This window comes from Acidovorax sp. sif1233, from assembly GCF_019218755.1.
In the GTDB taxonomy this organism is placed as follows: Bacteria; Pseudomonadota; Gammaproteobacteria; order Burkholderiales; family Burkholderiaceae_C; genus Acidovorax.
In genome coordinates this window covers 289,212-315,467 of the sequence record NZ_JAHUWZ010000002.1, presented here as the reverse complement: position 1 = coordinate 315,467, position 26,256 = coordinate 289,212, and the positions used below count along the sequence as shown (strand labels likewise).

Genomic DNA, 26,256 nt, shown 5'->3' with positions numbered 1-26,256 from the left:
TGAAAATTTGCTACTATTTTGATAGCTGCCAGCGCTTATCCATCAAGCGCCAGCGGCCATTTTTACCCAAATTCCGAGCGGACTCAGTCGGTGGAAATCACCTTGAGGCCATTCGCGGTGCGGCTGTCCACCGGCAGGCGCTTCACGTACTTGAAGGTGCCGGTGGCGTGGCTGCACACCTTGCCTTGCGCGTCGTACACCGTGCCTTCGGTGAACGCCATGGTGGCGGTGCGGTGGATGAGCCGCCCCTTGGCCACCAGCGGGCCGCGGGCGGGCTGCATGAAGCTGGTCTTCATCTCGATGGTGACCACGCCCATGTCGGGCGTCTCGCTGCGCGCGGCCGTGGCCATGGTCACGTCCAGCAGCGTCATCGACGCGCCGCCGTGGGTCACGTCGAAGGAGTTCAGGTGCTCGGGCCTGGCTTCGTAGCGCAGTTCGGATTCGCCCTTTTCCATGCGGTGCAGGGTGAAGCCAAGGTGGCTGACAAAGGGAATTTCGACACCAAAACTTTTCACGGCATTTCCTCAGTACACAAACTCAAAAACTGGCGCGGCCCCAGCCAGCGACCGCCGCGCAAGGGCCGCCCCGCCGCGCTGGCGGTGTTCCCCTTCCCGGCGAAGCCGAGAGAAGGGGGAAGGCGCGAAGCGCCTCGGGGGGTTGTACTCCAACTAGCCGCCCGTGACGATGCTCACGCCGCCATCGACCGCAAGCCACTGGCCCGTGATGTGCTTGCCGGCATCGGACGCATACAGCGCACACAGGCCCTTCAAATCCTCATCGTCGCCCAGGCGGCCCAGGGGAGCATGCGCCGCCAGTGCTTCCTCGCCCATGGCCTTCAGGGTACCCACCGTCATCTTGCTCGGGAAGAAGCCTGGGCAGATGGCATTGACACGGATGTTGTAGGCGCCCCATTCTGCCGCCAGCGCACGGGTGAAGTTGATCACCGCGCCCTTGGAGGTGTTATAGGCAATGGTATTCATGCCCTTGGGGTTGCCGCCCAGGCCGGCGATGGATGCCACATTGATGATGCTGCCGCCGCGGCGGCCGATCATGCTGTGCTTGGCGATGTGCTGGGAGAGGATGAAATAGCCGCGCACGTTGAGGTTCATCACCTTGTCCCAGGCCTCCACGGGATGGTCCTCGGCCGGTGCGCCCCAGGCGGCGCCCGCGTTGTTCACGAGGATGTCCACGTGGCCCAGGCGCTCCAGCGTCTCGTCGGCCAGGCGGCGGATGTCGGCCTCGTTGGCGCAGTCGGCGGCGATCCAGCGGGCGTCGATGCCGGCGGCCTGCAGGTCGGCGGCGGCTTCTTCCAGGTCGGACGCCTTGCGCGAACTCAGCACGATCTTGGCGCCGGCCTCGCCCAGCGCATGGGCCAGCTGCAGGCCCAGGCCGCGCGAGCCGCCGGTGACGAGCGCGGTCTTGCCAGTCAGGTCAAACAATTGTTGGATGGTGCGGGTCATGGGTTGTCTCCTTGGGTTGCTCTGGATGGGTCGTCTGCCCGGAACGGAGGCGCCACGCGCCGCGCTGCTCCGGCAGGGGAAATCAGTCAATGATTGTGCGGCGCAACGCGGGGCCATTGTGTCGCCACCGCGTCGGCCGGCGGGGTCAGCCCGCCTTCAGGCGCGCGCGCACCGCGATCAGCGCCACGCCCACCACGGCCACCAGGGCGCCGCCCACCACCAGGCTCCAGCCCAGCGCACCATCGGTGCGCCCCGTGGCGATGCCCAGCACCAGCGTGAGCAGGCCGCCGTAGATGAGTGTCCAGATGAGCTTGTGCAGGCGTTGCAGCGTTCGGGGTGCCACCATCAGAACGCCTCTTCGGGAAAGGCGGCGCAGGTCGCATCGCGCGCGCTCACCACCTGCAGCCAGGCACCGATCTTGGGCAGCTCGTAGTGGAAGAAAAAGCGCATCGCGCCCATGCGGCCCACGCTGGCCGGCCGGGCCAGCTGTGCATCGGCGGCCAGCGTGACCAGCGCCACGTCCAGCCACACCCAGGCCAGCACCATGTGGCCAAAGGCCTGCATGTAGGGCACGGCATTGGCCAGCGCGTCGGCGGGCTGGCCCGTGGCCCATGCGGCCTTGGTGGCGGCGCCCACCTGCTGCAGCGCCGCGCCCAGCGCGTTGGCATGCGCGGCCAGCGCGGGCACCTGGATCGCGCGTTCGATGGTGGCATTGATGCGCCCGGCCAGCAGTTGCAGGCCACGTCCGCCCTCCATCAGCACCTTGCGGCCCAGCAGGTCCATGGCCTGGATGCCGTGCGTGCCCTCGTGGATCATGTTCAGGCGGTTGTCGCGCCAGTACTGCTCCACCGGGAAATCGCGCGTATAGCCATAGCCGCCGTGGATCTGGATGGCCAGGCTGTTGGCCTCCAGGCACCACTCGCTGGGCCAGCTCTTGGCGATGGGAGTCAGCACCTCCAGCAGCAGGCGCGCCTCGTCGGCGGCGGCCGAATCGCCCGTGGCCTGCTCGTCCACCAGGCGCGCGCAGAACAGGTTGAGCGCCAGCGCGCCCTCGCCGTACGATTTTTGCGCCAGCAGCATGCGCTTGACGTCGGCGTGCTCGATGATGCGCACCTGCGGCTGGGCCACGTCCTTCACCACGGCAGCGGCGCCATCCTTGGGTCCCTGCACCGGACGGCCCTGGGGGCGGTTCTTCGCGTAGTCGAGGCTCGCGTAGTAGCCCGCCAGGCCCAGCATGGTAGCGGCCATGCCGATGCCGATGCGCGCCTCGTTCATCATGTGGAACATGCAGTGCAGGCCCTTGCCGGGCTGGCCTACCAGGTAGCCCACGGCGCCGGCCTCGCCATCGACCGGGTACTTGCCCTCGCCGAAGTTGAGCAGCGTGTTGGTCGTGCCGCGCCAGCCGAGCTTGTGGTTCAGGCCCGCCAGCGCCACGTCGTTGCGCACGCCGGTGAGCTTGCCGTCGGTGTCCACCAGTTTCTTGGGCACGATGAAGAGCGAAATGCCCTTGGTACCGGGCACGAGCTTGCCGTCGGGCCCGGGGATCTTGGCCAGCACCAGATGGATGATGTTCTCGGTGAGCTCGTGCTCGCCGGCCGAGATCCACATCTTGTTGCCCTTCAAGCGGTAGCGCGGGCCCAGCGGGTCGCTCTCGAAGCCCTCGCCATCGGGCACGGCGCGCGTGGCCACGTCGCTGAGCGACGAACCCGCCTGCGGCTCCGACAGGCACATGGTGCCCGAGAAGCGGCCCGAGAATTCGTTGAGCGCGAACACGGTTTTCTGCGCCTCGGTGCCATGCACCATCAACAGGTTGGCATTGCCCACCGTGAGCAGGCCCGAGCCCATGCTGATCGACGCCACGGCGAAGAAGCTGTTGGCCGCGGCCTCCACCGTGTAGGGCAGCTGCATGCCGCCAATGTCGTAGTCCTGCGCGGCACTGAGCATGCCCGAGGCCGCGTAGGCCTTCTGCGCATCGTGCGTGCACTGGGGCAGCGTGACCTTCTCGCCGTCGAAATGAGGCTCCTCGATGTCCACCGTGCGGTTGAAGGGCGCGTACTTCTCGCGCGCGATGCGCTCGCAGGTGTCGAGCACCGCGTCGAAGGTGTCGCGCGAATGGTCGGAAAAACGCGTGCGGGCCGTCAGGGCCTTGGCATCAAGCCAGTCGTACAGCAGGAAGTCGAGGGTGGAACGCAGGGTCATAAGGTCTCCTTGTCACTGCGTGCAATGCCCGGTCCAGCCCCTGCGTTCAGGGGCTCAGCGTGCGGGCAGCACAATATTCTTGAAACACCAGTAGTCCATGTCCGAATCGGGCCTGGGCTGGCAACTGGCCTCGCCCAGCTGCAGGCGCGATGCACCCGCGGGGAGCGGCGGGAAGGTGATCTTGAGGATCTTGGTGCGGCCGGGCTTCACCACATCCATCTTCACATTGCAGAACGTCAGGCCGCTGATCGCCTGCTGCTGCAGCACGGCGCCGCTGCCCAGGTCCTTGAGCGTGAACGCATCGGCCGAGCCGGTGGGCTGCGCGCAGGCCTCAAACGCCTCGTCGGTGGTGTTTTTCACCAGCAGCGTCACACGCGTCTGCCGCGCGTCGAGCACGATGTCCTGCAGCACCACGTCAGGATCGGACTCCAGCGGCAGCTGGAGCTTGAAGCTCTGGGCGTGGGCGCCACATGCCATGGCCAGGGCCGACAGGGCGACAAGAAGGGGGGCGGAAGGAAGCAGGCAACGCATGGAAGGTACCGGGTTGGGGTGGAGGACGGAGGCCAGGGCCACCAGCACACCGGTGGCCGCGGGGATTCTGCCCGTGCGGCCGGCACCGGACCTCCACGTCACGCCCCGACAAAGAAACAATTTGTAGTCCGCCCCTTCATCCCGTCAGTCTTCGCCCGCCGCGGCCCCTTCGCCCGGCACGCCCTGCCCCGCCGCAGCGGGCAATGCCGCAATCGTGCCCTGCGCCACGGCGCAGAGCTTTTCCTGCCCGCCTCGGACCGCAAATACCTCGCAGCGGCATACAGCCTGGCTCTTGCCATGGTGCACCGCCTCGGCACGGGCCAGCAGGCGTTCGCCCACCGCGGGCCGCAGGTAGTTGATCTTGAACTCGGACGTGACCACCGGCACCTGCATGGCCGTTCCGCCGGCATAGGTGAGCGCGTTGTCCGCGAGATAGCTCACCACCCCGCCGTGCGCAAAACCATGCTGCTGGAGCAGCTGCGGCGTGAGCGCCAGGGACAGCTCGCACCGACCCGGCTCCAGCGCCGCCAGCTCCGCCCCCAGCAGCACGCTGAAGGGCTGGTTGGCCAGCACCTGCCGGCCCAGCGCCAGGAAGGCCTCGGGCGAGGCCATCCCGGACCGCATGTCGGTGGGGCGGTCCGAGGCCATGCCTCAGAACACCTCGAACACGCCTGCGGCACCCATGCCGCCGCCAATGCACATCGTCACGCACACGCGCTTGGCGGCGCGGCGCTTGCCTTCGATGAGCGCATGGCCCGTGAGGCGCTGGCCCGACACGCCGTAGGGATGGCCCACGGCAATGGCCCCCCCGTTCACGTTCAGGCGGTCCGCCGGAATGCCCAGCTTGTCGCGGCAATAGATCACCTGCACCGCGAAGGCTTCGTTGAGCTCCCACAGGTCGATGTCGTTGACCGTGAGACCCAGCTTCTTGAGCACCTTGGGCACGGCGAAGACCGGGCCGATGCCCATCTCGTCGGGTTCGCAGCCCGCCACCGCGAAGCCCAGGAAGCGGCCCAGGGGTTTCAGGCCCTTCTTGCTGGCGTACTCCTCGCTGGTCACCACGCAGGCGCCCGCGCCGTCGGAAAACTGGCTGGCATTGCCGGCCGAGATCAGGCCGCCGGGCAGCGCCGAGCGCAGGCCCTGGATCGCCTCGACCGTGGTGCCTTCACGCGTGCCTTCGTCCTTGCTCACCGTGACCTGCCTGGTGATCAGGCCCAGTGTCTTGTCGGCCACGCCGGCAGTGACGGTGATGGGGGCGATCTCGGCGTCGAAGAGGCCGGCGGCCTGCGCCGCGCAGGCCTTTTGCTGGCTGGCGGCACCGTATTCGTCCATGGCTTCACGGCCGATGTTGTAGCGCTTGGCCACCTGCTCGGCGGTCTGCAGCATGCTCCAGTAGATCTCGGGCTTCTGCTTGGCCAGGGCCAGGTCCTGGATCATGTGCAGGTTCATCTCCTGCTGCACGCAGGAGATGCTCTCCACGCCGCCGGCCACGAACACGTCGGCTTCGCCCGCGATGATGCGCTGGGCGGCCAGGGCGATGGTCTGCAGCCCGGAGGAGCAGAAACGGTTCACCGTCACGCCCGAGCTCGTGATGGGCAGGCCGGCCTTGAGCGCGATCTGGCGGGCGATGTTGCTGCCGGTGGCGCCTTCGGGCGTGGCGCAGCCCATGATGACGTCATCGACATCGGCGCCATCGATGCCGGCGCGCGCCACGGCGTGCTGCACGGCATGGCCGCCCAGCGTGGCGCCGTGGGTCATGTTGAAGGAACCCTTCCAGCTCTTGGCGAGCGGGGTGCGGGCGGTGGAAACAATCACTGCGGAGGTCATGGGGAAATCCTTTCAGGGGGTGGAACGCACCCGTGGCGGCCTGCGGCCTGCGCACGCGGTGCGGCTTCGCATCGATGTCAGTTGAACGCCTTGCCTTCTGCGGCGAGTTTGGCCAGCAGCGGGGCGGGCTTCCAGAACGCCGCATCGTCGTTGGGGTTCTTGGCAAAGCGGTCCATAGCCTGCACCACGTTGAACAGGCCCACTTCGCTGGCGTAGTGCATGGGGCCGCCGCGGTGAATGGGGAAGCCGTAGCCCGTGAGGTACACCATGTCGATGTCGCCCGACTTGCTGGCGATGCCGTCTTCCAGGATGTGCGCGCCTTCGTTGACCAGGGCGAACACCAGGCGCTGGACGATCTCTTCGTCCGAAATCTTGCGCGGCGTGATGCCCAGTTCCTTGCGGTGGTCTTCGATCATCTTGTTGACCAGGTCGCTCGGGATCGCATCGCGCTTGCCGGCCTGGTAGTCGTACCAGCCCGCGCCTGTCTTCTGGCCGAAGCGGCCCAGCTCGCACAGTTTGTCGGCGGTCCGGCTGTACTTCATGTCGGCGCGCTCCACGGCGCGGCGCTTGCGGATGGCCCAGCCGATGTCGTTGCCGGCCAGGTCGCCCATGCGGAACGGACCCATGGCAAAGCCGAACTTCTCGACCGCCTTGTCCACCTGCTGGGGAGTGCAGCCTTCGTCCAGCAGAAATCCTGCCTGGCGGCTGTACTGCTCGATCATGCGGTTGCCGATGAAACCATCGCACACGCCCGAGACCACGGAAGTCTTCTTGATCTTCTTGCCGATGGCCATCACGGTGGCCAGCACGTCCTTGGCGGTGTGCTTGCCGCGCACCACTTCCAGCAGCTTCATCACGTTGGCGGGGCTGAAGAAGTGCATGCCCACCACGTCCTGCGGACGCTGGGTGAAGGCGGCGATCTTGTCCACGTCGAGCGTGGAGGTGTTGGAGGCCAGGATGGCACCGGGCTTGGCCACGGCGTCGAGCTGCTTGAACACGGCTTCCTTGACGCCCATCTCCTCGAACACGGCTTCGATGATGAGGTCGCAGTCCTTGAGATCGTCGTAGCTCAGCGTGGTGCTAAGCAGGGCCATGCGCTGCTCGTACTTGTCCTGCTTGAGCTTGCCCTTCTTGACCTGGGCTTCGTAGTTCTTCTTGATCGTGGCCACGCCACGGTCCAGGGCTTCCTGCTTCATCTCCAGGATCTTGACGGGGACGCCCGCGTTCAGGAAATTCATGGAGATGCCGCCGCCCATGGTGCCGGCGCCGATCACGCCCACCAGCTTGATGTCGCGCTTGGGGGTGTCGGACGGCACGTCGGGAATCTTGCTGGCCGCACGCTCGGCCATGAACAGGTGGCGCAGCGCGCGCGACTCGGCCGTCCACATCAGGTTGATGAAGATCTCGCGCTCGACCAGCATGCCTTCGGCAAACTTCTTCTTCGTGGCGGCTTCGACCGCGTCCACGCACTTGGCGGGCGCCGGGAAGTTCTTGGCCATGCCCTTGACCATGTTGCGCGCGAACTGGAAGTACGCGTCGCCTTCGGGATGCTTGCAGGGGAAATTGCGCACCAGGGGCAGCGGACGGGCGTCAGCCACGCTCTGGGCGAAGGCCAGGGCTTCCTGCGCCAGGGACTCGGCGGACGCGGCCATCTTGTCAAACAGCTTCTGGCCTGGCACGCCACCAATCATTTCGCTCTTGACGGGCTCGCCGCTCACGATCATGTTGAGCGCCGCCTCCACGCCGATCACGCGCGGCAGGCGCTGCGTGCCACCCGCGCCGGGGATCAGGCCCAGCTTGACTTCCGGCAGCGCGATGGCGCAGCCAGGCGCGGCAATGCGGTAGTGGCAACCCAGAGCCAGCTCCAGGCCACCGCCCATGGCGACCGTGTGCATGGCGGCGACGACGGGCTTGGCCGAGTTCTCGATGGCGGCGATCACCGACAGCAGGTTGGGCTCCTGCAGGGACTTGTCGGTGCCGAACTCCTTGATGTCGGCCCCCCCGGAGAAGGCCCCGCCAGCGCCGGTGATGACGATGGAAGTGACCGCTGCATCGGCATTGGCACGGCCGAGGCCGTCCACGATGCCCTGGCGGGTCGCCAGACCGAGTCCGTTGACGGGGGGATTGGCCATGGTGATCACGGCAACGGAGCCGTGGACTTTGTATTCAGCGGTCATGGTGCTGTTGTTCCTTGGAGAGTGAAAAAGAACGATCGTGCGTTTTTATTGTAGAGACTTCGCGCGGCGCTGGCGTGTCAATTTGTCCCGGTGGGGACATGGCTCCTGGCCGCCAACCCGTCTCTTCGGGCAAAAAAAGAGGCGCCAGGTCAGTCCAGGCGCCTCTCTGGGCCAATCACAGGCTGTAGCAGGGCTCATGGCCTTTGAATCGGACGCGGCCAAGGCCAGCGCTCCCGCGCAAGGGCCGCCCCGCCGCGCTGGGAGCGCCCCCCCCGTGGGGGGATGGCGCGAAGCGACTCAGGAGGGCCTTCATACCTCCAGCCATTCCTTGCGGATGTAGTTGTCGGCCCGCAGGCTGTCCGGCGTGCCCTGGAAGACGATGGAGCCATGCCCCATCACCAGCGCGCGGTCCGAGATCTTCATGGCGATGGTCAGCTTCTGCTCGATCAGCAGCACCGAGATGCCGCGCGCCTTGATGGTCTGCAGGTACTGGCCCACCAGTTCGACGATCTTGGGCGCCAGGCCCTCGGTCGGCTCGTCGATGATGATCAGGTCCGGGTCGCCCATGAGCGTGCGGCACAGCGTGAGCATCTGCTGCTCGCCGCCGGACATCACCCCCGCCTCGGTGTGCTGGCGCTCCTTGAGGCGCGGGAACATCTCGTACATGTCGTCGAACGACCAGCGGCTGCCCTTGCCGTTGCCCTTCTGGCCGAGCAGCAGGTTCTGGTGCACGGTGAGGTTGGGGAACACGTCCCGGCTCTCGGGCACGTAGCCCAGGCCCAGGTGGGCGATCTCATAGGCCTTCTTGCCATTGAGGTCCTGGCCCTTGAACTGCAGCGTGCCCTCCCAGTCCACCAGGCCCATGATGGCCTTGGCGGTGGTGGAGCGGCCCGAGCCGTTGCGCCCGAGCAGCGCCACGATCTCGCCGGGCTGCACGTCGAAGCTCACGCCATGCAGCACATGGCTCTTGCCGTAGTAGGCGTGGAGATTGTCTATTTTCAGCATAAGTCAGTGTCCCGCGCCCTGCTCGTCGGCCACGGCCGATCCCAGGTAGGCCTCCTGCACGCGCGCATTCGCGCGCACCTTCTCGGGTGTATCGAAAGCGATCACCTCGCCATACACCACCACGGCGATCTTGTCGGCCAGGCCGAAGACCACGCCCATGTCGTGCTCCACCGTGAGCAGGGTGCGGCCCTCGGTCACCTCCTTGATCAGGTGGATGAAGCGCGTGGTCTCGCTCTTGCTCATGCCGGCCGTGGGTTCGTCCAGCAGGATCACGTTGGCGCCGCCCGCGATGGTGATGCCGATCTCGAGAGCGCGCTGCTCGGCATACGTGAGGTTCATGGCCAGCGTGTCGCGTTTCTTGTCGAGCTTGATCATCTCCATGAGCTGCTTGGCGCGCTCGTTGGCGTCGTGCAGGTTCGACAGGAAACGCAGGAAGGTGTAGCGGTAGCCCATGCTCCACAGCACGCCGCAGCGCAGGTTCTCGAACACCGAGAGCTTGGGAAAGATGTTCGTGATCTGGAAGCTGCGCGACAGCCCCTTGCGGTTGATCTCGTACGGTGCCAGGCCGTTGATGCGCTGGCCGTTGAGGATCACGTCCCCACTGGTGGGTGCGAAGCGCCCGCTGATGAGGTTGAACAGCGTGGACTTGCCCGCGCCGTTGGGGCCGATGATGGCCACGCGTTCGCCCGGAGCGACCGCCAGGTTCGCGCCACGGATGATTTCCGTCTTGCCAAAGCTCTTGCGCAGGTCGCGCAGTTCGAGCGCATAGGTATTGGTTGCGTTGTCAGCCGCCATGTTTACAGCGCCTCCCCACGCTTGATTTCATGTTCGATCTCTTCCTGGATCGTGCTCCACTGGCGCACGAACTGGCGACGGCAGAGTTCAAAGAGTCCAAAGCCCGTGACCATCACGAAAATGGCGCCGAACCAGCTCGTGAAGCCCTTGGCATTGAGTGTCGCGCCCAGGAACGTCAGCTCAGGCCCCAGCGCTGCGTTGAGCTGCAGGTGGTAGGTCATCTCGATCATGCAGGCCGCACCCATCACGCCCACCAGCGCCGTGCCGGCCAGGGCCAGGTAGGAGCTCCAGAGCGGGCGCAGCTTGCCGTACTTGGCCAGCCGCAGGTTCATCATGATCAGGCTGGCGATGCCGCCGGGCGCATACATCACCATGAACAGGAACACGAGGCCCAGGTACAGCAGCCAGGCCTTGGACAGCTCGGACAGCAGCACCGACGCCAGCACCAGCAGCACCGCGCCGATGATGGGCCCGAAGAAGAAGGTGGCACCGCCCAGGAACGTGAACAGCAGGTAGCCGCCGGATCGGATCACGCTCAGGCTGTCGGCGCCCGTGATGATCTCGAAGTTGATGGTGGCCAGCCCCCCGCCAATGCCCGCGAAGAAGCCCGCGATGATGAACGCGAAGTAGCGCACGCGCTGCGTGTTGTAGCCGATGAACTCCACGCGCTCGGGGTTGTCGCGCACGGCGTTCAGGATGCGGCCCAGCGGCGTGCCGGTGAACGCGAACATGGCGGCGGTGCAGACGAAGCAATAGGCTGCGATCAGGTAGTACACCTGCATGCCCGAGCCGAAGTTCAGGCCGAAGAAGGCCTTGCCATACACGCGGTCGGTGGTAATGCCGCCCTCCCCGCCAAAGAACTCAGGGAACATCAGCGCCATGGAGGCGACCAGTTCGCCAATGCCCAGCGTGATCATGGCGAAGGTGGTGCCCGACTTCTTGGTCGTCACGAAACCGAGCAGGATGGCGAAGAACGCTCCGGCCAGGCCGCCGACCAGCGGGATGAACACCAGGGGAATGTTGACCGAGCCCTTGGTCGCCATGTTCATCGCGTGGATGGCGATGAACGAACCCAGCCCGGTGTACACCGCGTGGCCGAAACTCAGCATCCCCCCCTGCCCCAGCAGGATGTTGTAGGACAGGCAGATGATGATCAGGTAGCCGATCTGCGAGAGCATGGTCAGCGCCAGGCTGCTGCGAAACAGCATGGGCGCGACGATGAGCATGACCGCGAACAGGGTCCAGATCATGAACCGGCCCACGTTCCACGGCTTGAACCGGTAGTAGGAGGTGGCGCTGGAAACAGCGGGGGTGGTTGTCGTAGTGGAATTCATGGCATCAGTCCTCCCGCGTGCCCAGAAGGCCCTTGGGGCGGAAGATCAGGATCAGCACGAGGAACAGATAGGGCAGGATGGGCGCCACCTGGGAAATCGTGAGCTTGAGCAAGGGATAGCCGAAGGTCTGGTCGGTCACCGCCACGCCCACGGCCTGGAAGACATGGATCAGCGAATAGTCGAGCGCCACGGCGAAGGTCTGCACCAGGCCGATGAGCAGCGACGCGAGGAAGGCCCCCGCCAGCGAGCCCATGCCGCCGACCACCACCACCACGAAGATGATGGAGCCCACCGATGCCGCCATCGCGGGCTCGGTCACGTAGGTGTTGCCGCCGATCACGCCGGCCAGGCCGGCCAGCGCGGCGCCGCCGCCGAACACCAGCATGAAGACGCGCGGCACGTTGTGGCCCAGCGCTTCCACCATCTCGGGGTACTTGAGTGCCGCCTGGATCACCAGGCCGATGCGTGTGCGCGTGAGCAGCAGCCACACCGACACCAGCATCAGCAACGCCACCAGCATCACGAAAGAGCGCGACTTGGGAAACTGCGTGCCATACAGGGAGAACAGGGGTCCCTGCAGTTGCTCCGGAAGACCATAGGGCACGGTGGAGCGTCCCCACACCAGCTGCACCACTTCAAGAATCAGGTACGAAAGGCCGAAGGTGACCAGCAGTTCGGGCACGTGCCCGAATTTGTGCACCCGGCGCAGGCAGTAGCGCTCGAAGGCGGCGCCCAGCGCGAACACGACGAGCGGGGCCAGCACCAGCGCCGGCCAGAAGCCCACTACCCCGGAGATGGTGAACGCAAAATAAGCCCCCAGCATGTAGAAGCTGGTGTGCGCAAAGTTGAGCACCCCCATCATGCTGAAGATCAGCGTGAGGCCCGAGCTCAGCATGAAGAGCAGGAGCCCGTAGCTCACGCCGTTCAGCAGGGAAATCACGAAAAACTCAGGATTCATTGGAATTTTTCATTGCAAGGTAAAAAAAAGGCCCGAGTAGGTCGGGCCTCGAAGCGATGGAACCGGATTTACGGGCGCTTCATCTGGCACGACGTGGGCGTGCTGGCCACATAGGGCTCGTAGTACTTCACAGGGACGAAGGTGTAGCCGGTGTTCTCCGAGTCGATCGGGAACTTGGCGCCCGCCTTTTCCCACTTGGAGATGAACAGGCCCTGCTGCAGCTGGTGATCGGTCTTGCGCATCTCGACCTCGCCGTTGAAGCTCTTGAACTTCATGCCTTCGAACACGGCGGCCACCTTGACCGGGTCGGTGGACTTGGCCTTGGCGAAGCCTTCGGACAGCATGGTGAACGCGTGGTACACGGCACCGGTGTACATGTCGTCGTTGAACTTCTTCTTGTAGTCCACCACGATCTTGTTGAGCTCGCCCGGCAGGTTCATGTGCGCATAGGCCACCATGTACACGCGGCCCGCCGCGGCGGCGCCCATGGCCGTGGGGCTGCCGGTGACGGAACCGTAGTAGGTGTAGAAGTTGACGTTGTTCAGGCCCGCGTCGTTGGCCGCCTTGATCAGCAGCGCCAGATCAGAACCCCAGTTGCCGGTGATCACGCTGTCGGCACCCGACTGCTTGATCTTGGCGATGTAGGGCGAGAAGTCGCGCACCTGGGCCAGGGGGTGCAGGTCGTCGCCGACGAACTGCACGTCGGGGCGCTTGCGCTGCATCATTTCCTTGGCGAACTTCGCCACCTGGTGGCCGTGCGAGTAGTTCTGGTTGATCAGGTAGACCTTCTTGACTTCAGGCAAGTCCTTCATGTAGGTCGTCAGCGCTTCCATCTTCATGGAGGTGTCTGCATCGAGACGGAAGTGCCAGTAGCTGCACTTGCTGTTCGTCAGGTCGGGGTCCACGGCCGCGTAGTTCAGGAACAGCACTTCCTTGCCGGGATTGCGCGCGTTGTGCTTTTCCAGCGCGTCCATGATGGCAAGGGCCGGACCGGAGCCGTTGCCCTGCACGACGTAGCGTGCGCCCTGGTCCATGGCCGAACGCAGGGCGCTCGTGGTCTCCTGGGGGCTGAGCTTGTTGTCGATGCCGATGATCTCGAATTTGACGCCCGCCGGGTTCTTCTTGTTGAACTCTTCAGCGATGAACTGGAAGCTCTTGAGCTGGTTCGTTCCCACTGCCGCCATCAGGCCGGAGAGCGGGTCGAGCCAAGCGATCTTCACCGTCTCGCCCTTTTGAGCGAATGCCCCGCCAGCGCTTGCCAACAGTACCGAGGCTGCTACAGCCTTAATAGCAAATTTCATGGTCTTGTCTCCTTGTAAATCAACACAACGCAGCGTACCGCGTTGCAACAAAGCGATGCTCAGGGATTGCCCCTACCAGCGTCGCACACGTGACTGGAATCGGTGTCACCCCCTGTGGCGCTGCGCGCCTTCACCCTCTCTCGCTGCGCGGGAGGGGGACGCACCCGGTGGCCCGGCAAAGCCGGTTCCACGGGTGCACTGGCCTGGCCTGGTCTGGTCTGGTCTGCGCCAGATTCGACGGCCACGACGACGGCGATGCATTGAGGCCACCGCCGTCAAGCTTTCTTCAAAGGCCCGGAAGCTTGTAGTCCTTCAATTGCTCGCGCAATTTGGTCTTGAGCATCTTGCCGGTGGCGCCCAGTGGAATGGCCTCGACGAACACCACGTCGTCGGGGATCTGCCACTTGGCGGTCTTGCCTTCGTAGAAGGCCAGCAGCTCCTCGCGCGTGACCTCGGTGCCGGGGCGCTTGACCACGGCCACGATGGGGCGCTCATCCCACTTGGGATGCGGCATGCCCACGCAGGCCGCCATCGCAATCGCGGGGTGCGCCATGGCGATGTTCTCGATGTCGATGGAGCTGATCCATTCGCCGCCGGACTTGATCACGTCCTTGCTGCGGTCGGTGATCTGCATGAAGCCGTCGGCATCGATGGTGGCCACGTCGCCGGTGGGAAACCATCCCCGGCGCTGGGCATCCTGGATGAGCGGATGGCCGCCCTCGCCCTTGAAGTAGCTGTCCACGATCCACGGCCCCTTGACCAGCAGGTCGCCGTAGGTCTTGCCGTCCCAGGGCAGCTCGCTGCCGTCGCTGCCCACGATCTTCATGTCCACGCCGTAGATCGCGCGGCCCTGCTTCTGCAGGATCTTCATCTGGTCGTCCTTGGACATGGCCAGGTGCTTGTTCTTGAGCGTGCACAGCGTGCCCAGCGGGCTCATCTCGGTCATGCCCCAGGCGTGCAGGACTTCCACGCCGAAGTCTTCCTTGAACGCATGGATCATCGCGGGCGGGCAGGCCGAGCCGCCGATGACGGTGCGCCGGAGCGTGGAGAACTTCAGGCCGGCCGGCTTCATGTGGCCCAGCATCATCTGCCACACGGTGGGCACGCCGGCCGCGTAGGTGACCTTCTCGGATTCGATGAGTTCGTAGATCGACTTGCCATCCATGGCCGGGCCGGGGAACACCAGCTTGCAGCCCGTGAGCGCCGCCGAGTACGGGATGCCCCAGGCATTGACGTGGAACATGGGCACCACGGGCAGCACCGAGTCGCGTGCCGACAGGCACATCACGTCCGGCAGCGCGGCGGCATAGGCGTGCAGCGTGGTCGAGCGGTGGCTGTAGAGCGCGGCCTTGGGGTTGCCCGTGGTGCCGCTGGTGTAGCACATGCTCGATGCCGAGTTCTCGTCGAACGCGGGCCAGGCGTAGTCCGGCGACTGCGCGTCGATCCAGGCTTCGTAGCTCGTGAGGCCGGGGATGCCGGAATCCGCGGGCAGCTTGTCCGCATCGCAAAGGGCCACCCATTTCTTCACCGTGGGGCACCGGGCATGCACGGCCTGCACCAGGGGCAGGAACGTCACGTCAAAGCACAGCACCTGGTCTTCGGCATGGTTCATGATCCAGGCGATCTGGTCGGGGTGCAGGCGCGGGTTCACGGTGTGCAGCACCCTGCCAGAGCCGCTCACGCCGAAATACATCTCCATGTGGCGGTAGCCATTCCAGGCCAGGGTGGCCACGCGGTCGCTGAACGCGAGCTTGAGCTCGTCCAGCGCATTGGCCAACCGGCGTGCACGCGCGCCCAGATCGCGGTACGTGTAGCGGTGGATGTCGCCCTCGACCCGCCGCGACACGATTTCGGCATCGCCATGGTGGCGCTCTGCGAACTCGATCAACGACGAAATCAGCAACGGTTGGCTCTGCATCAGGCCCAGCATGTGTGCTCCTTGGATGTTGTGGTGAATGGAATGGTCATCGTAGCGCGGCGTGTCTCATTGCGGTGTCGCCCAGGGCAAGCGGACTGGCCGGCCGGCGCACATGCAACAGGGCCGCAGTGTGCGCGCGGCGGCCGCGCCTGCCAACACCTGTCGTCCCATTGACAAAGGCCAAGGGAATACCCTGAACGCCTGGCGTGGGCGGTGACAATCACGCCCATGCTCAGTTCCGCCCCCTCCGCCCCACGGTTCATCGCGGCCCAGCCCTGGTTTGCCAGCGTGCCCGCAGCCCTGCAGGAGCGCCTGCGCGCCGAGGTATTCGCCACGCACGGCGACAAGGGCGCAGTGATGATGCCGGCCGGCAGTGCCGTGCAAGGCTGGCACGCGGTGCTGTCCGGCCTGGTGATGCTCCAAAGCCCCACCAGCCAGGGGCGCTCCTCGGCCTTCATCGGCGTGCCCGATGGCGAATGGTTCGGCGAAGGATCGGCCATGAAGCCCGAGCCCCGCCGGTACCACGTGGTCGCCCTGCGCCCCACCACGCTGCTGTGCCTGCCGCTGCCGCTGTTCGCAACGCTGCGCGAGAGCAGCCTGGCGTTCAACCAGTTTCTGGTGCTGCACCTGAACATGCGGCTGGGCCAGGCCATGACGATCATCGAGGCCGGACGGACCCAGTCCACCGAGCACCGCGTCGCGCTGTACCTGAGCCGCCTGTTCTGGCGCAGCACGCGGCGGCTGAACCTCACGCAGGACGAGCTGGGCCAGCTGGTGGGCCTGTCGCGCCAGACGGTGAACAAGGTGCTGCGCGCGCTGGAAGGCATGGGCATCGTGTCGCTGGACTTCGGACGTGTGGCCATCGTGGACGACGAGGCGCTGAACGCGTACCTCGCCGCCACCGCGGCGCGCTGACACCCTGCAGATCGCACTGGCACCCTCACCTTATTGCACACTCAGGCGCACGGCCTTCTGGTCGGCGTCGAACAGGAGCCGGCTGGGCCACGGCTTCCAGTTCTGGTTCACCGTCGCGTTGTTCGGATCTCCCGTGTGCACGAACGCGCGCACGCTGTCCATCATGGCCTTGGAGAGCGCCAGGCGCCCTGGCTGGTTGGCCGCGCTGTTGGTGGCCCTGGCAAAGACCGAAGGCCCGAAGTTGCCAAACAGGAACGGCAGGTCGAACGCATGCGCCGCGCCGTACACGTCGTTCCAGGGCGCGGGCTGCTGCGCCCAGTTGAACTGGTAGCTCCATACCGCGGATTGCTGGCTGCGCAGGGTGTTGAGCAGGTTGTCGCGGCTCGGGTCGATGAACACGCTGCCCAGCAGGCGGGTGCGCGCGTTGTAGCCCGTGCCGGGCGCCGTCACGGGCAGATAGGAGGCATCCAGGATGTCGCCGGCCGTGAGCGTGGTGGGCGCGTCGGGGTTGAACTTCTGCATCATCGCGAAGCGGTCCGCGTCGGAAATCTTCATCCCCGGCTTGCCCCCCAGCAATGCCAGGAACGGCGCGAACAGCTTGCCCTCGTCCGCCGTGTAGCCGGACAGGACAGGCACCTTGTGATAGCGCCCGGCTCCCAGTTCGGCGATCGGATCGGCGGGCACCACCACGCCGTCGGGGATGGGGCCGGACCCGGTGAGCCCGTTCTTGAGCAGCGTCTGCAGGATCACGCTCGCATCCTTGCCGCGCAGGTAGCCGGCCACCTGGGAGGCGGGCCAGCCCGCGACCAGTGCCTGGGCGGCGGGCAACGCGGGCGCCAGGCCGTCGGCCAGCGCCAGATGCGCCAGCAGCATGCCGGACTGGGTGGCATACCGGGATGCAGGATTGAGCGTGGGAATGGAGCCGGGCGGCAAATTCGCCGCCAGCGAAATCCCCCCGCTCACCGGCAGGAGCTTGTGGAACAGCCCAGCAGCCTGGGGCGCCGTCAGCAGCGCCAGCGCATTGATGGCGCCCGCCGACTGCCCCATCAGCGTGACATTGCCCGCGTTGCCGCCAAAACCGGCGATGTTGTTCTGGATGAAGCGCAGTGCCTGCACGTTGTCGAGCAGGGCGTAGTTGCCCGTATAGGGCTGGCCGCCGCCGTGCAGCTGGGGCAGCTGCATGAACCCCAGCACGTCCAGGCGGTAGTTGGCGGTCACCACCACGGCATTGGCCGCGCGGGCCAGCGCCGCGCCGTCGTACACGGGATCGGCGGTGTAACCCGAGATGGCGCTGCCGCCATGCAGGAACAGCAGCACGGGGAGGTTGTCCTGCGACGTGGCCGGGCGCCAGATGTTGAGCGTCAGGCAATCCTCGTTCCCCACGGGCGTGTTGAGCGTCTGGCCGATGGTGTCGTCGAACCGGTTGTTGGCGCCGGGACCGTAGATGCGGCCCATCTGCAGGCAGGCATTGCCGAACTGGCTGGCATTGCGTTCGCCCGACCATGCCACGGGCTCCACCGGCGGCTGCCAGCGCAGCTCGCCCACCGGCGGCCTCGCGAAGGGAATGCCCTTCCAGGCATAGGTGCCGGTGGCGGCGCTGTCGTCCACGCCACGCACCATGCCGTAGCGGGTTTCCCGCAGCTCGGGGGGCTTGCCGTCCGAACCGCCACACGCCGTTGTCGCCAACACCGACAGCACGGCGGCACTCCACCGCAGACACCACTGAAAATCGGGCATGTTTTGTCTCCTTTGGGGTTTTCAGGAATGGGGCGGGCCTCTCCGAAGCGTCACACTTGCGGCAGGGCCCGTCCTCAGCGACGATTGTGTGAATGCTTCGCCTTCGGCCCACTATCGCAACCTCGCCAAAACAGTGACTTCAGAACACCACCCTAGCGTTAACCCTGAGGGGAAAAACCACCCATGACCCCACGCACCAGTTCGGCCGCCTGGGTGCGGGGCATCGCGGACATGTTCGCGGCCGAGGGCCTGCCGGCCGCACAGCTGTGCACCGAGGCGGGCATCGACCTGGCCGCGCTGCACCTGCCCCAGACCCGCGTCGACGTAGACCGCGTGAGCCGCCTGTGGGAGCTGGCCGCGGCGCAGTACGGCAAGCCGGGGCTGGGGCTCGACCGCAACCTGACCGGGCGCTACGGCAACGTGGATCTGGTGGGCTATGCGCTGGCGTCGGGCCCCAATCTCCTTGCTGGGTTTCAGCACCTGCAGCGGCACATGGCGGTGATCTCGGACGCCACCACCTTCGAGATGGAGCGCGGGCCGCGCGGGTACTGGCTCGTCCTGAGCCACATCGGCGCCACCCGGCCCATTCCGCGCCAGCGGGTCGAGTTCGCCGTGCTGACCCTGCTGACCCTGTGCGGCTGGCTGACGCGCCGCGAGCTCACGCCGCTGGCGGTCGAACTCATCACCCCGCCGCCCGCGGACGAGGCGCGCTACCGCTCCGCCTTCGGCCTGCTGCCGCACTTCAGCCAGCCCGCCAACCGCTTCCTGCTGGCCGAGGCCGACCTTCTGGCCCCCATTCCCACCCACAACCCCAGCCTGTGGGCCCTGCACGAAAGACTGGTCGAGACCGAACTGGACCACCTGGGCCAGACGCTGGCCAGCACGCGCGTGCGCACCGAGGTGGCCCGCATCCTGCACCTGGGCGAACCCCGCCGCGAAGACGTGGCGGCGCGCCTGCACCTGACCGACCGCACGCTGCAGCGGCGCCTGCAGGCCGAATCCGTGAGCTACCAGCAACTGCTGGACGACACGCGGCGCGAGCTGGCCGGCCAGTACCTGAGCGATGAGCGCCGCAGCCTGGCTGAGGTGGCCGATCTGCTGGGGTTCGCCGACCAGAGCAACCTGTTTCGGGCGTGCAAGCGCTGGTTCGGCATGCCGCCCGGCCAGTACCGGGCCCACGTACTGCACGCGGAGCCCGAAAGCACGGCATCCGAACAGGGCGCCTGAGAACACCCGGCGAACCCACGCGGGCCGCGCGGCGGCCTGCGCGCGGCGCAACGGGTTCCACCCTCCCCCACCCATGGCCCTGCCGGGGCCGGGGCATCACCGGTGCGAGACAATCGACCCCATGAACCTGCCCGCCGACAGCGACACCACCGCCGACATCGGCCTGGCCTGGAACCATGGTTTCGCGGCCCTGGGACCGGACTTTTTCACCGAACTGCGCCCGACCCCGCTGCCCGCGCCGCACTGGGTGGGAACCAGCGCCGCCGTGGCGCGGCTGATCGGCCTGGACCCTGCATGGCTGGAGAGCGACGAAGCCCTGCAGGCCTTCACGGGCAACGTGCTGCTCGCTGGCTCGCGGCCCCTTGCAAGCGTCTACAGCGGGCACCAGTTCGGCGTCTGGGCCGGCCAGCTGGGCGACGGCCGGGCCATCCTGCTGGGGGAAACCGCCGGCGGGTTGGAAATCCAGCTCAAGGGCGCGGGGCGCACGCCCTACTCCCGCATGGGCGACGGGCGGGCCGTGCTGCGCTCCAGCATCCGCGAATTCCTGTGCAGCGAGGCCATGCATGGCCTGGGCATTCCGACATCGCGCGCGCTGTGCATCACCGGCTCGCCCGCGCCCGTGCGCCGCGAAGAGATCGAAACAGCCTCCGTGGTCACGCGCGTGGCCCCCAGTTTCGTGCGCTTTGGCCATTTCGAGCACTTCGCCGCCAACGACCTGCAGCCACAGCTTCGGGCCCTGGCCGACTATGTCATCGACCGCTACTACCCCGAATGCCGGGGCACCACCGAGGTCGGCGGCAATGCCTACGCCGCGCTGCTGCAGGCCGTGAGCGAGCGCACGGCCAGGCTGATGGCGCAGTGGCAGGCCGTGGGGTTTTGCCACGGGGTGATGAACACCGACAACATGAGCATCCTGGGCCTGACCATCGACTACGGCCCTTTCCAGTTTCTGGATGCCTTCGTGCCCGGCCACGTGTGCAACCACAGCGATACCCAGGGCCGCTATGCCTACAACCGCCAGCCCAACGTGGCGTACTGGAACCTGTTTTGCCTGGCGCAGGCGCTGCTGCCCCTGATCGGCGACCAGGAACTGGCCAAGCAGGCCCTGGAGTCCTACAAGAGCGTGTTCCCCCAGGAATTCATGGCCCGCATGCGCGCCAAGCTGGGGCTTGCGGGCGCCAGCGAAGGCGATGGGCAACTGATCGACGGCATCCTGCTGCTGCTCGCCCGCAACGGTGTGGACTACACGATCTTCTGGCGCCGCCTGTCGCATGCAGTGGCCGGGCGCGATTTCGAGCCGGTGCGGGACCTGTTTGCCGACCGCGCCGCCCTGGACCAGTGGTTGCTATCCTATTCAGAGCTGCTGGCGCTTGATGGGCAAGCGCCAGCGGCCGATTTGATGCTAAAAACGAATCCCAAGTTCGTCTTGCGCAACCACCTGGGCGAGCAAGCCATCCGTGCGGCGAAACTTGGCGACTTCAGTGAACTCCAAACCCTTCAGCGGCTGCTGGAGCACCCCTTCGACGAGCACCCCGGGCACGACGCCTACGCAGCCTTCCCGCCCGACTGGGCGTCTTCCATCGAGATCAGCTGTTCATCATGACCTACCCCGTCCAGAAGACCGAAGCCGAGTGGCAAGCCATCCTGCAGGGCAAGGGCGCCGAACCCGCCGCCCTGCAGGTGACGCGCCATGCCGCCACCGAACGCCCCTTCACCGGCAAATACGAGGCCCACTGGGCCGATGGCAGCTACCACTGCATCTGCTGCGGCGCGAAATTGTTCGATTCGGTGACCAAGTTCGATGCCGGCTGCGGCTGGCCCAGTTTCTCCGAGGCCATCCCCGGGGCGATCACCGAGATCGTGGACCGCAGCCATGGCATGGTCCGCACCGAGACAGTGTGTGCACAATGCGGGGCCCACCTGGGCCATGTCTTCGAAGATGGCCCCACCCCCACCGGCCTGCGCTACTGCATGAACTCGGCCTCGCTGGATTTCGAATCCGGCAAGGACTGAGCCCCGAGACCCGCCCCTGACCCCATGAAAATCCTGATCGACTTCTTCCCCATCCTGCTGTTCTTCGGGGCCTACAAGCTGTACGGCATCTATGTGGGCACCGCGGTGCTCATGGGCGCCACCGTCGCGCAGATGGCCCTGATCTACGCCATCGACCGGCGCCTGCAGACCATGCACAAGGTGACCCTGGTGCTGATCCTGCTGTTCGGCACGCTCACGCTGGTGCTGCAGGACGACCGCTTCATCAAGTGGAAGCCCACCGTGCTGTACGGCGCCATGTCCGTCGCGCTCGCGGTGGCGGTGTGGATCATGAAGAAGAACTTCCTCAAGATGCTGCTGGGCAGCCAGCTGACCCTGCCAGAGGGTGTGTGGCACCGGCTGAACGTCGCCTGGATCGTGTACTGCGCGTTCATGTCGGCCATCAACGCGTATGTCGTCGTCAACTTCAGCACCGAGGCCTGGGTGGACTTCAAGCTCTGGGGGTATGCCTTCCCGCTGGTCTTCCTGGTGGGCCAGGGCATCTATGTGGCGCCCCACCTCAAGGGCGACGAAGGCGATGAGCCCGCAGCCTGAAGGACGACCTGCCATGACCACACTCGCGCAGCAGATGCACCAGGCCCTGGCGGACCGGCTCACGCCCACGGCCCTGGAAGTGCTCGACGAAAGCGCCGCCCATGCGGGACATGCGGGGGCCAACGGCACTGGTTTCGGCACCCATTTCCGGGTCCGCATTTCGTCACCTTTGTTTACAGGCAAGGCCCGGGTCGCGCAGCACCGCCTTGTGTATGATGCGCTGCAAGAATTTATTGACCAAGGGGTTCACGCCCTTGCCATTGAAGTTCTCTGAACCGGCCCCCATGTCCCCAGTTGCCGGAACTCAGCTGGCAAACAACCTCTCATTTTTTGGATTCCGCATGAAGAAACAGCTCCTGTCCGGCCTCGTGGCCGCCGCCGTGCTGGGCACGATGGCCCTGCCCGTTTCCGCCCAGAATGTCGCCATCGTCAACGGCAAGGCCGTGCCGAAAGAGCGCGTCGAGGCACTCAAGCAGCAAGTGGAGCGCTCGGGCCGCCCCGTGACACCGGACATCGAAGGCCAGATCAAGGAAGAAGTCATCACCCGCGAAATCTTCATGCAGGAAGCGCAAAAGCGCGGCCTGGAAGGCTCGGCGGACTACAAGGCGCAAATGGATCTGGCCCGCCAGACCATCCTGATCCGCGAACTGTTCGCCGACTACCAGAAGAAGAACCCGGTGACCGATGCCGAGATCCAGGCTGAGTACGACAAGTTCGTCGCGGCCAACAGCGGCAAGGAATACAAGGCCAGCCACATCCTGGTGGAAAAGGAATCGGATGCCAAGGCCATCATCGCTTCCATCAAGAAGGGCGCCAAGTTTGAAGACATCGCCAAGAAGCAATCCAAGGACCCAGGGTCCGGTGCCAAGGGCGGCGACCTGGATTGGGCCAACCCTTCCAGCTATGTGAGTGAATTCACCGAAGCCCTGGTCAAGCTCGAAAAGGGCAAGATGACCGACGCCCCCGTGAAGAGCCAGTTCGGCTGGCACGTCATCCGCCTGGATGATGTGCGCCAGGCAGAACTGCCCAAGCTGGAAGAAGTGAAGCCCCAGGTGGCACAGCAGCTGCAACAGCAAAAGCTGGCGAAGTTCCAGGAAGACCTGCGCGCGAAGGCCAAGGTCGAGTAACGGGTCCCGCCGCATCGCATTGCTGCGATGCCCCCCGAAACGAACGCGGCCCAGGCCGCGTTTTTTCATGGTGGCACAGCGGCGTTTCTGTCGATGCCGCATGCAGCGCATGCATCAGCGCCCCCCTGCTCCCCGCGCGCCAGCTAGCCCTTCGTCGTCATCCAGGCCACGGCCATCAGCAGTCCGATCATCACGGGCTGGTGCAGCATGTAGTAGCTCAGGCTCCACCGGCCCAGCAGTGCCAGGGGCTGAAAAGCCCCCGGAAGCCGCGCAAACGGCGCCCCCCCGGCCCGCGCCCCCGCCGCCATGGCCCATTGGCCAGCGGCCAGCCCCCACCAGAGCACGCCCAGCCAGGGCAGCACCGGCACGTAGTCCTCCGTGAACGGCTTGCGAGAAACCAGGCCCAGCCAGTTGAGGGCACGTCCGTTGAACCACGGCGCGGCCTCGGACCATGCGCTGGTCAGAAGCTGCTGCGCCAGCGGCGGAAGCGCCACCGCCACCAGCCCTGCCAGCCACAGCCACCGCCCCCAGCCCGCCGTGCCTCGGGCGATGAGCAGCATCACCGCCATGCCGTGGAGCACGCCAAAATAGATAAAGCTGCGCGGGAACATCACGAACGACCCCGCGGACACCAGCAGCGCGCAACCGGCGATCTGCAGCCATCGCCGCCCAAACCGTCGCCACCCCTGCCCCTGCTGCAGTGCAATGGCCTGCCCCAGGCCGGCACAGAACAGGAACAGGCTCACGATCGCCGTGCGCTGCAGGGTCCAGACCGGATCGCCCCGGAAATCCTGGGGCCAGAAACCCAGATGGCTCAGGTCAAAGCAAAAATGAAACACCGTCATCCACACCATCGCCAGGCCGCGCAGGGCATCCACGCTGTCATAGCGCGGCGACGAATGGGAAAACGAAGCAGGTAAAGGGGAAGGCACGCGGTTCATTGCATTGCAGGCGAAGGGGCGGCGAGCGGTGACGGGGGTGCGGATGGCAGCTCGCCACGGCGAGCCCCGATGGTACGGAAATCCGACGCCGCCGCGGCAGCCGCGTGGAACCGCAACCAGGAACCGGGAAAACCAGCAGGCAAGAAAAAAGGCCCTGCAGCATGTGCTGCAAGGCCTTCAAACATTGGTCGGAGCGGCGGGATTCGAACTCGCGACCCTCTGCTCCCAAAGCAGATGCGCTACCAGGCTGCGCTACGCTCCGACAGCTCGTATTCTAACCCGGGAATTTGCCTGTTTTTGGCTCGATGCCCGCTTTTTGTGATTTTTCTGAAAGCAATTCATGGGGACCGGCACCGACAGGTATCACACCCCGTGCGAAGCAGCGCGCGGTCACGGGAACAGCAAGAAAACCAGCGGACCTCAAGCCCAGGGGATCAGCGGTTGCTGGAAGGGCCAGGGCCACGGCCGGCCAGATGGCGGAAGGTGATGCGCCCCTTGGTCAGGTCATAGGGCGACATTTCCAGGGATACCTTGTCACCCGCCAGGATGCGGATGTGGTGCTTGCGCATCTTTCCGCCGGTGTATGCGATCAGTTGGTGACCGTTGTCCAGCGTGACGCGAAAGCGCGAGTCGGGCAAGACTTCCGTCACGGAGCCTTGCATTTCAATGAGTTCTTCTTTGGCCATGTTCTATCTCTTCAAAACAAATATTCTGTGATCGGCGCCTGATTCGTGCATCCGCCACGGCAGCTACCGCGTGGGACGGTGCTCGACACACGGTGCATTGCGGGCGGTGGGAGTCGCTGCACCCGGGGCGCAGATCAGGCAGAGGGCCGGGGGAGACGGCGTCAATGGACAGGCAGAGCGCTGTGCAAAGCCTGTCGATTGTACCGCGATGTGCAGCAATCTGCCTACGGCCTTGCCTGGGCGGCCGGGGCCGCCTGCGCACGAGGCGCCCGGGGCGGCGCAGACATGCCATCTTCGGCGCGCCCCTGCACGGCCACGGCGAGGGTCCGCACCAGATCGGTCTGGGTGATGACGCCCGCCAGGCGGTCTTCTTCGTCCACGATGGGGATGTGGTGATGGCCCCCCTGCGAAAACAGGGGAACGAGGTCCATGGCGTGCTGCCCGGTCCGGGCCACCTGAACCGGGTGGGACATGATCTGGTCCACCGCAGTGGGCTGGCCGCTGCGGCCCATGACCAGCGCACGCAGGCGCTGGCCCAGGCCTTCATGCAGGTCCAGGTTGGCGAGCCGCATGAAATCCGCCACGGTCACGATCCCGATGACCTGCCGCTGCATATCGACCACGGGCAGCGCCTTGATCTGCTCGCTGCGCATCAACGTCCATGCCTCCTTGAGCGAGACACCCGCCTCCACCGCGAACGGAGGCTTGGACATGATGTCCGCACAGCGCACATCTCCCAGCGTGCGCTGGAACGCGGCACGCCCCGCCAGATGGAGCAGCCCCTCCAGGTCGGCCCGGCTGACATCGAGCACCTGGTTGTAGTGGGCCAGCGCCGCGTCCACGTCAGAGGCGGTGAACGCGCCTTTGGCGACGTGGGTTCTGGGCGCCACCCGCTGTGGATGAGGATACCGGCGCCCGGTGAGACCGTTGTAGACCATGGCCGCGATCAGCAGGATCACGACATTGAACAGGATGGGAAACACGGCCAGATGCAAGCCATCGCCCGCCGTCAGCACCACATACAGGGCCATGGCACCGCCAGGCGGGTGCAGGCAGCGCAGCGGCACCATGAGCGCGATGGCCAGTCCCACGGCCAGGGCGCCGGATATCACGGGGTCAGGCACCACCGCCGAGCACAGCGCCCCCACCAGCGCCGACAGCGTGCTGCCGCCCAGCACCGGCCACGGCTGCGCCAGGGGACTCGACGGCATGCCGAACACCAGCACGGCGCTGGCCCCCAGGGACGCCACCATCCAGGGGCCCGAGGCCGCATCGCCCGCCCACCACCGGCTGAGCAATGCCGTGATGAGAACCCCGATCACGGCACCGGCGATAAAACGCAGGCGTTCACGCCCGTCGATGCCCAGCGGCGCAGGCCAGAAATTGCGAAGCCAACGCAGGGTCCGGACATACGCAGATGCGTTTGCCCCCTCCATGGCAGCAGAAGAAGACACGGAATGATCGGAGTCAGATGGGGGCATGGAGCAGCAGCAGCGGTTCGCGGCAACGCAACCGCTTCAGGGCGAAGTCCC

General features: G+C 65.8%; 25 protein-coding genes and 1 tRNA gene. 7 read left to right on the top strand and 19 right to left on the bottom strand.

Translation table 11 applies throughout. The features are described from left to right. Nucleotides 1–83 precede the first annotated feature (83 nt). The 14 genes from KW843_RS08880 to KW843_RS08815 form a co-directional block, all read right to left on the bottom strand. The gene (locus KW843_RS08880; protein ID WP_218294773.1) at nucleotides 84–515 is read right to left on the bottom strand and encodes a PaaI family thioesterase; all 432 of its coding nucleotides are present in this window, start codon (nucleotides 513–515) and stop codon (nucleotides 84–86) included. 153 nt (nucleotides 516–668) lie between these two features. Beyond that, entirely contained in the window at nucleotides 669–1,460 is a 792-nt protein-coding gene (locus KW843_RS08875; protein WP_218294772.1) for an SDR family oxidoreductase, read from the bottom strand. Between the two features lie 145 nt (nucleotides 1,461–1,605). Then, nucleotides 1,606–1,806 (bottom strand): hypothetical protein, encoded by a 201-nt coding sequence (locus KW843_RS08870; protein ID WP_218294771.1) that lies wholly within the window; start codon nucleotides 1,804–1,806, stop codon nucleotides 1,606–1,608. After that, complete coding sequence (locus KW843_RS08865; protein WP_218294770.1) at nucleotides 1,806–3,659, bottom strand: acyl-CoA dehydrogenase; 1,854 nt, start codon at nucleotides 3,657–3,659, stop codon at nucleotides 1,806–1,808. The genes KW843_RS08870 and KW843_RS08865 overlap by 1 nt, the downstream gene beginning before the upstream one ends. A gap of 54 nt (nucleotides 3,660–3,713) precedes the next feature. Then, a complete protein-coding gene (locus KW843_RS08860; RefSeq protein ID WP_218294769.1) occupies nucleotides 3,714–4,190 on the bottom strand; it encodes a hypothetical protein in 477 nt (158 codons plus the stop codon). Between the two features lie 144 nt (nucleotides 4,191–4,334). Further along, nucleotides 4,335–4,838 (bottom strand): PaaI family thioesterase, encoded by a 504-nt coding sequence (locus tag KW843_RS08855; protein ID WP_255594647.1) that lies wholly within the window; start codon nucleotides 4,836–4,838, stop codon nucleotides 4,335–4,337. A gap of 3 nt (nucleotides 4,839–4,841) precedes the next feature. Continuing rightward, the gene (locus KW843_RS08850; RefSeq protein ID WP_218294768.1) at nucleotides 4,842–6,017 is read right to left on the bottom strand and encodes an acetyl-CoA C-acyltransferase; all 1,176 of its coding nucleotides are present in this window, start codon (nucleotides 6,015–6,017) and stop codon (nucleotides 4,842–4,844) included. 77 nt (nucleotides 6,018–6,094) lie between these two features. Then, nucleotides 6,095–8,194, bottom strand: a complete 2,100-nt coding sequence (locus tag KW843_RS08845) for a 3-hydroxyacyl-CoA dehydrogenase NAD-binding domain-containing protein (RefSeq protein WP_218294767.1) — start codon at nucleotides 8,192–8,194, stop codon at nucleotides 6,095–6,097. A 309-nt stretch (nucleotides 8,195–8,503) separates the two neighbouring features. After that, a complete protein-coding gene (locus KW843_RS08840; RefSeq protein ID WP_218294766.1) occupies nucleotides 8,504–9,199 on the bottom strand; it encodes an ABC transporter ATP-binding protein in 696 nt (231 codons plus the stop codon). A 3-nt stretch (nucleotides 9,200–9,202) separates the two neighbouring features. Then, on the bottom strand, nucleotides 9,203–9,994 hold the full coding sequence (locus KW843_RS08835) for an ABC transporter ATP-binding protein (RefSeq protein ID WP_218294765.1): 792 nt from the start codon (nucleotides 9,992–9,994) through the stop codon (nucleotides 9,203–9,205). Between the two features lie 2 nt (nucleotides 9,995–9,996). Next, nucleotides 9,997–11,328 carry a branched-chain amino acid ABC transporter permease gene (locus KW843_RS08830; RefSeq protein ID WP_218294764.1) on the bottom strand — a complete coding sequence of 444 codons (1,332 nt, stop codon included), beginning with the start codon at nucleotides 11,326–11,328 and terminating at the stop codon, nucleotides 9,997–9,999. A 4-nt stretch (nucleotides 11,329–11,332) separates the two neighbouring features. Then, nucleotides 11,333–12,286 carry a branched-chain amino acid ABC transporter permease gene (locus KW843_RS08825; RefSeq protein WP_218294763.1) on the bottom strand — a complete coding sequence of 318 codons (954 nt, stop codon included), beginning with the start codon at nucleotides 12,284–12,286 and terminating at the stop codon, nucleotides 11,333–11,335. 68 nt (nucleotides 12,287–12,354) lie between these two features. After that, nucleotides 12,355–13,587 carry a branched-chain amino acid ABC transporter substrate-binding protein gene (locus KW843_RS08820; RefSeq protein WP_218294762.1) on the bottom strand — a complete coding sequence of 411 codons (1,233 nt, stop codon included), beginning with the start codon at nucleotides 13,585–13,587 and terminating at the stop codon, nucleotides 12,355–12,357. A gap of 286 nt (nucleotides 13,588–13,873) precedes the next feature. Then, nucleotides 13,874–15,517, bottom strand: coding sequence for a 3-(methylthio)propionyl-CoA ligase (locus KW843_RS08815; RefSeq protein ID WP_218294761.1), 1,644 nt, complete (start codon nucleotides 15,515–15,517; stop codon nucleotides 13,874–13,876). A gap of 216 nt (nucleotides 15,518–15,733) precedes the next feature. On the opposite strand from KW843_RS08815, the gene KW843_RS08810 reads away from it, so the two are divergent. Then, entirely contained in the window at nucleotides 15,734–16,420 is a 687-nt protein-coding gene (locus tag KW843_RS08810; protein ID WP_218294760.1) for a Crp/Fnr family transcriptional regulator, read from the top strand. 30 nt (nucleotides 16,421–16,450) lie between these two features. Here the strand turns inward: KW843_RS08810 and KW843_RS08805 are convergent, their stop codons facing one another. Next, nucleotides 16,451–18,157: a carboxylesterase/lipase family protein gene (locus tag KW843_RS08805; protein WP_218294759.1), complete on the bottom strand. Its 1,707-nt coding sequence runs from the start codon at nucleotides 18,155–18,157 to the stop codon at nucleotides 16,451–16,453. A 183-nt stretch (nucleotides 18,158–18,340) separates the two neighbouring features. Between KW843_RS08805 and KW843_RS08800 the strand changes: the two genes are divergently transcribed. From KW843_RS08800 to KW843_RS08775, 6 genes are all read left to right on the top strand, one after another. Next, nucleotides 18,341–19,384 (top strand): AraC family transcriptional regulator, encoded by a 1,044-nt coding sequence (locus KW843_RS08800; protein WP_218294758.1) that lies wholly within the window; start codon nucleotides 18,341–18,343, stop codon nucleotides 19,382–19,384. A 121-nt stretch (nucleotides 19,385–19,505) separates the two neighbouring features. Further along, complete coding sequence (locus tag KW843_RS08795) at nucleotides 19,506–20,987, top strand: YdiU family protein (RefSeq protein WP_218294757.1); 1,482 nt, start codon at nucleotides 19,506–19,508, stop codon at nucleotides 20,985–20,987. After that, nucleotides 20,984–21,397, top strand: coding sequence for a peptide-methionine (R)-S-oxide reductase MsrB (gene msrB / locus KW843_RS08790; RefSeq protein ID WP_218294756.1), 414 nt, complete (start codon nucleotides 20,984–20,986; stop codon nucleotides 21,395–21,397). Before KW843_RS08795 ends, msrB begins: the two co-directional genes overlap by 4 nt. A 24-nt stretch (nucleotides 21,398–21,421) precedes the next feature. Further along, on the top strand, nucleotides 21,422–21,970 hold the full coding sequence (locus KW843_RS08785) for a septation protein A (protein ID WP_218294755.1): 549 nt from the start codon (nucleotides 21,422–21,424) through the stop codon (nucleotides 21,968–21,970). A 13-nt stretch (nucleotides 21,971–21,983) separates the two neighbouring features. Beyond that, nucleotides 21,984–22,244 (top strand): BolA family transcriptional regulator, encoded by a 261-nt coding sequence (locus KW843_RS08780; RefSeq protein WP_218294754.1) that lies wholly within the window; start codon nucleotides 21,984–21,986, stop codon nucleotides 22,242–22,244. Nucleotides 22,245–22,311: 67 nt separating this feature from the next. Continuing rightward, the gene (locus tag KW843_RS08775) at nucleotides 22,312–23,097 is read left to right on the top strand and encodes a peptidylprolyl isomerase (protein WP_218294753.1); all 786 of its coding nucleotides are present in this window, start codon (nucleotides 22,312–22,314) and stop codon (nucleotides 23,095–23,097) included. 143 nt (nucleotides 23,098–23,240) lie between these two features. Here KW843_RS08775 and KW843_RS08770 read toward each other — a convergent pair whose 3' ends face one another. From KW843_RS08770 to KW843_RS08755, 4 genes are all read right to left on the bottom strand, one after another. After that, nucleotides 23,241–24,038, bottom strand: coding sequence for a DUF1624 domain-containing protein (locus KW843_RS08770; RefSeq protein WP_218294752.1), 798 nt, complete (start codon nucleotides 24,036–24,038; stop codon nucleotides 23,241–23,243). A gap of 185 nt (nucleotides 24,039–24,223) precedes the next feature. After that, a tRNA-Pro gene (locus tag KW843_RS08765) sits at nucleotides 24,224–24,300 on the bottom strand. A 172-nt stretch (nucleotides 24,301–24,472) separates the two neighbouring features. Then, nucleotides 24,473–24,724, bottom strand: a complete 252-nt coding sequence (gene infA / locus KW843_RS08760; RefSeq protein WP_218294751.1) for a translation initiation factor IF-1 — start codon at nucleotides 24,722–24,724, stop codon at nucleotides 24,473–24,475. A gap of 224 nt (nucleotides 24,725–24,948) precedes the next feature. Beyond that, nucleotides 24,949–26,160, bottom strand: coding sequence for an HPP family protein (locus tag KW843_RS08755; RefSeq protein WP_255594691.1), 1,212 nt, complete (start codon nucleotides 26,158–26,160; stop codon nucleotides 24,949–24,951). Nucleotides 26,161–26,256: the final 96 nt, after the last annotated feature.

What these genes read in the sequence shown, in the direction of transcription:
- KW843_RS08875 (WP_218294772.1), bottom strand. Translation starts at nt 1,460, where the DNA reads ATGACCCGCACCATCCAACAATTGTTTGACCTGACTGGCAAGACCGCG.
- KW843_RS08870 (WP_218294771.1), bottom strand. Translation starts at nt 1,806, where the DNA reads ATGGTGGCACCCCGAACGCTGCAACGCCTGCACAAGCTCATCTGGACA.
- KW843_RS08865 (WP_218294770.1), bottom strand. Translation starts at nt 3,659, where the DNA reads ATGACCCTGCGTTCCACCCTCGACTTCCTGCTGTACGACTGGCTTGAT.
- KW843_RS08860 (WP_218294769.1), bottom strand. Translation starts at nt 4,190, where the DNA reads ATGCGTTGCCTGCTTCCTTCCGCCCCCCTTCTTGTCGCCCTGTCGGCC.
- KW843_RS08855 (WP_255594647.1), bottom strand. Translation starts at nt 4,838, where the DNA reads ATGGCCTCGGACCGCCCCACCGACATGCGGTCCGGGATGGCCTCGCCC.
- KW843_RS08850 (WP_218294768.1), bottom strand. Translation starts at nt 6,017, where the DNA reads ATGACCTCCGCAGTGATTGTTTCCACCGCCCGCACCCCGCTCGCCAAG.
- KW843_RS08845 (WP_218294767.1), bottom strand. Translation starts at nt 8,194, where the DNA reads ATGACCGCTGAATACAAAGTCCACGGCTCCGTTGCCGTGATCACCATG.
- KW843_RS08840 (WP_218294766.1), bottom strand. Translation starts at nt 9,199, where the DNA reads ATGCTGAAAATAGACAATCTCCACGCCTACTACGGCAAGAGCCATGTG.
- KW843_RS08835 (WP_218294765.1), bottom strand. Translation starts at nt 9,994, where the DNA reads ATGGCGGCTGACAACGCAACCAATACCTATGCGCTCGAACTGCGCGAC.
- KW843_RS08830 (WP_218294764.1), bottom strand. Translation starts at nt 11,328, where the DNA reads ATGAATTCCACTACGACAACCACCCCCGCTGTTTCCAGCGCCACCTCC.
- KW843_RS08825 (WP_218294763.1), bottom strand. Translation starts at nt 12,286, where the DNA reads ATGAATCCTGAGTTTTTCGTGATTTCCCTGCTGAACGGCGTGAGCTAC.
- KW843_RS08820 (WP_218294762.1), bottom strand. Translation starts at nt 13,587, where the DNA reads ATGAAATTTGCTATTAAGGCTGTAGCAGCCTCGGTACTGTTGGCAAGC.
- KW843_RS08815 (WP_218294761.1), bottom strand. Translation starts at nt 15,517, where the DNA reads ATGCTGGGCCTGATGCAGAGCCAACCGTTGCTGATTTCGTCGTTGATC.
- KW843_RS08810 (WP_218294760.1), top strand. Translation starts at nt 15,734, where the DNA reads ATGCTCAGTTCCGCCCCCTCCGCCCCACGGTTCATCGCGGCCCAGCCC.
- KW843_RS08805 (WP_218294759.1), bottom strand. Translation starts at nt 18,157, where the DNA reads ATGCCCGATTTTCAGTGGTGTCTGCGGTGGAGTGCCGCCGTGCTGTCG.
- KW843_RS08800 (WP_218294758.1), top strand. Translation starts at nt 18,341, where the DNA reads ATGACCCCACGCACCAGTTCGGCCGCCTGGGTGCGGGGCATCGCGGAC.
- KW843_RS08795 (WP_218294757.1), top strand. Translation starts at nt 19,506, where the DNA reads ATGAACCTGCCCGCCGACAGCGACACCACCGCCGACATCGGCCTGGCC.
- msrB (WP_218294756.1), top strand. Translation starts at nt 20,984, where the DNA reads ATGACCTACCCCGTCCAGAAGACCGAAGCCGAGTGGCAAGCCATCCTG.
- KW843_RS08785 (WP_218294755.1), top strand. Translation starts at nt 21,422, where the DNA reads ATGAAAATCCTGATCGACTTCTTCCCCATCCTGCTGTTCTTCGGGGCC.
- KW843_RS08780 (WP_218294754.1), top strand. Translation starts at nt 21,984, where the DNA reads ATGACCACACTCGCGCAGCAGATGCACCAGGCCCTGGCGGACCGGCTC.
- KW843_RS08775 (WP_218294753.1), top strand. Translation starts at nt 22,312, where the DNA reads ATGAAGAAACAGCTCCTGTCCGGCCTCGTGGCCGCCGCCGTGCTGGGC.
- KW843_RS08770 (WP_218294752.1), bottom strand. Translation starts at nt 24,038, where the DNA reads ATGAACCGCGTGCCTTCCCCTTTACCTGCTTCGTTTTCCCATTCGTCG.
- infA (WP_218294751.1), bottom strand. Translation starts at nt 24,724, where the DNA reads ATGGCCAAAGAAGAACTCATTGAAATGCAAGGCTCCGTGACGGAAGTC.
- KW843_RS08755 (WP_255594691.1), bottom strand. Translation starts at nt 26,160, where the DNA reads ATGGAGGGGGCAAACGCATCTGCGTATGTCCGGACCCTGCGTTGGCTT.